This is a genomic window from Streptomyces sp. FH025, assembly GCF_017427025.1.
Taxonomy (GTDB): domain Bacteria; phylum Actinomycetota; class Actinomycetes; order Streptomycetales; family Streptomycetaceae; genus Kitasatospora.
The window spans coordinates 1-2,442 of sequence record NZ_JAFLNG010000934.1 but is presented as its reverse complement, the minus strand read 5'-3'; the positions used below and the strand labels follow the sequence as shown (position 1 = coordinate 2,442).

Below are 2,442 nucleotides of genomic sequence, written 5' to 3'. Positions count from 1 at the left end.
CTGCGGATCCCGCCGCCGGAAGGCCTCGATCAGCGGCCGGTGGTCGGCGGCGTTCTCGTGCAGCTCCGGCCGGACCCGGTGCAGCGACAGCACCGTCCACACCTCGACGCCCAGGCCCTCCCAGGTCCGCAGCAGCGTCCCGTTGCCGGAGGCGGCGACGATCTCGCGGTGGAACGCCACCCCGTGCCGGGCCTGCCCGAGCGCGTCGCCCGCTGCGGCCGCCGCCGCCATCGACTCGGCGTGCCGTTCCAGGGCGGAGACGTCCCCGGCCAGCCGGACCACCGCCGACTCGGCGGCCAGTCGCTCCAGCGCGGCCCGAACCTTGTACACCTCGCGCAGCTCCGCCGGGCCGATCTCGCGCACCCGTACGCCCCGGTTGGGCTCGGCGTCGAGCAGTCCGAGGGTCTGGAGCGAGCGCAGCGCCTCGCGCACCGGCGCCTGGCTGACGTTCAACTCGGCCGCCAGGCGCCGCTCGACGATCCGGTTCCCGGGCTGCCAGCGCCCGTTCAGCAGACCCTCCAGCAGCAGCCCTCGCACCTGTTCGCCGAGCGGCACCCGGGACAGCGGGTCGGTCTCCCCGACGGGTGTCGGCGTCGGCGCCGGGTGGGTCATGGCGGGCTCCAGGCTTTCGGGGAGGGGGAGTCGGCGGGGCAGGTCAGGCCAGGCCCAGTTCGTCGCCGGCGCGCGGGGCGAGGAAACGGTCGACGTCCGCCGCCGTCACCCCGGCGAGCGCGGCCGGCGACCAGCGCGGGTTGCGGTCCTTGTCGATCACCTGGGCGCGGATGCCCTCGACCAGGTCGTGGCCGTCCAGCGCCGCGCAGGAGACCCGGTACTCCTGGTCGAGCGCGGCCTCCAGGGAGGGGAGCGCACGGGCCCGGCGCAGCGCGGCCAGGGTGACCTTGACGGCGGTGGGGGAGTTCGCGAGGACCAGCTCGGCGGCCTCCTTCGCCTCCGGCACGCCGGAGTCGAGCAGGCGCTCGACGATCTCCTCGGCGGTATCGGCCGCATAGCAGGCGTCGATCCAGCCGCGCTGGGCGGCGAGGACGGCGGGTGGCGCGGGTTCGGCGTGCGCGGCGGCGGTGGCGGCCGGGTCACCGCCGTGCGTGAGGGCGTCCAGCAGCTCGGGTATCCGCGCGGACGGGACGTAGTAGTCGGCGAAGCCGCACAGCAGCGCGTCGCCGGGGCCCATGGAGACGGAGGTGAGTCCGAGGTGGGTGCCCAACTCGCCTGGGGCGCGGGCGAGCAGGTGGCTGCCGCCGACGTCCGGGACGAGCCCGATCCGGGTCTCGGGCATCGCGACCGCGGAGCGCTCGGTGACGATCCGCACCGCGCCGTGGGCGGAAAGGCCGACGCCGCCGCCCATGGTGATGCCGTCCATCACCGCGACGTACGGCTTCGGGTAGCGGGCGATCAGCGCGTTCAGGCGGTACTCGTCGCGGAAGAAGGCGCGGGTGTCGGCCCCGCCCGCCCTGGCGTCGTCGTGCATCGCGCGGATGTCCGCTCCCGCGCAGAGGCCGCGCTCACCGGCGCCGGTCAGTACGACGGCGCGGACCCGGTCGTCCGTGGCCCAGTCGTCCAGGGTCGCGCGGAGGGTGGTGATCATGCCGTGGGTCAGTGAGTTGAGCGCCCGCGGGCGGTTCAGCACGATCCGTCCGACCGTGCCCTCCAGGAAGGCCTGGACCTCTGCCGGCTCTGCGCTCATCGGACCGCTCCCGTCCCCTCGGTGATGTCGTCGGCGATTCCGCCTCCCGCCGTCCACCGTACCGGGGTGGGGGCCCGTTGTGATCACGTGCCCGATGGGTGCGTTCTGGTGGGTGCGCTCCCGATGGGTGCGTACCCGATGCGCGCGCGGCGGGCTGGGCGGGTGTCCGGCGGGAAAGGTCGGGGACGGTCGGGAGGCGTTACGGCCAGGCGCGCAGGGCGAGTTCGGCGGTGTGGGCCAGGTCGGCGGCGGTTGCGCCGTCGCGGGCCTGCTGGGACATGCCCTGGATCACCGCGGCGAAGTAGCCGGCCAGTGCCTTCGGATCGGCCTCGGGCGGCAGTTCGCCGTCCTCCCGGGCGGCGCGCAGCCGGTCCTCGAAGACCCGCAGGTTCCGGCTGCGCTGGTCGCGCAGGCGGGCCTGGACCTCGGCGTCCTGCGGGGTGACGTTGGTGGCGGCGCTGATCACGAGGCAGCCGGCCGGATGGGACGGGTCGGGGTAGATGGCCGCGGCCTCGCGCAGGATGCGGGCGAAGGCCGCGTGCGCGCTGGTCTCCTCGGCCAGCGCGCGGCCGGCGAACGCGCCGGCGGGGGAGCTGCCGTAGTGGCGGACGACCTCCTCGAAGAGCGCCCGCTTGTCGCCGAAGGCGGCGTAGAGGCTGCCGGGGCGGATGCCCATGGCGGTGGTGAGGTCGGTGACCGAGGTGGCCTCGTAGCCGCGTTCCCAGAACAGGCGGGTGGCT

At 75.1% G+C, this 2,442-nt stretch carries 3 protein-coding genes; all 3 read right to left on the bottom strand.

Annotation, left to right across the window (positions count from 1 at the left end):
• On the bottom strand, positions 1–612 hold a 612-nt coding region (locus J0670_RS35845), incomplete at its 3' end, for a GntR family transcriptional regulator (RefSeq protein WP_207816819.1).
• A gap of 43 nt (positions 613–655) precedes the next feature.
• Positions 656–1,702, bottom strand: a complete 1,047-nt coding sequence (locus tag J0670_RS35840; protein ID WP_207816817.1) for an enoyl-CoA hydratase/isomerase family protein — start codon at positions 1,700–1,702, stop codon at positions 656–658.
• Between the two features lie 199 nt (positions 1,703–1,901).
• Positions 1,902–2,442, bottom strand: a 541-nt coding sequence (locus J0670_RS35835) for a TetR/AcrR family transcriptional regulator (protein WP_207816815.1), incomplete at its 5' end; no start/stop codon positions are given.

Coding starts and splice junctions, on each gene's coding strand:
- J0670_RS35840 (WP_207816817.1), bottom strand. CDS start 1,702: ATGAGCGCAGAGCCGGCAGAGGTCCAGGCCTTCCTGGAGGGCACGGTC.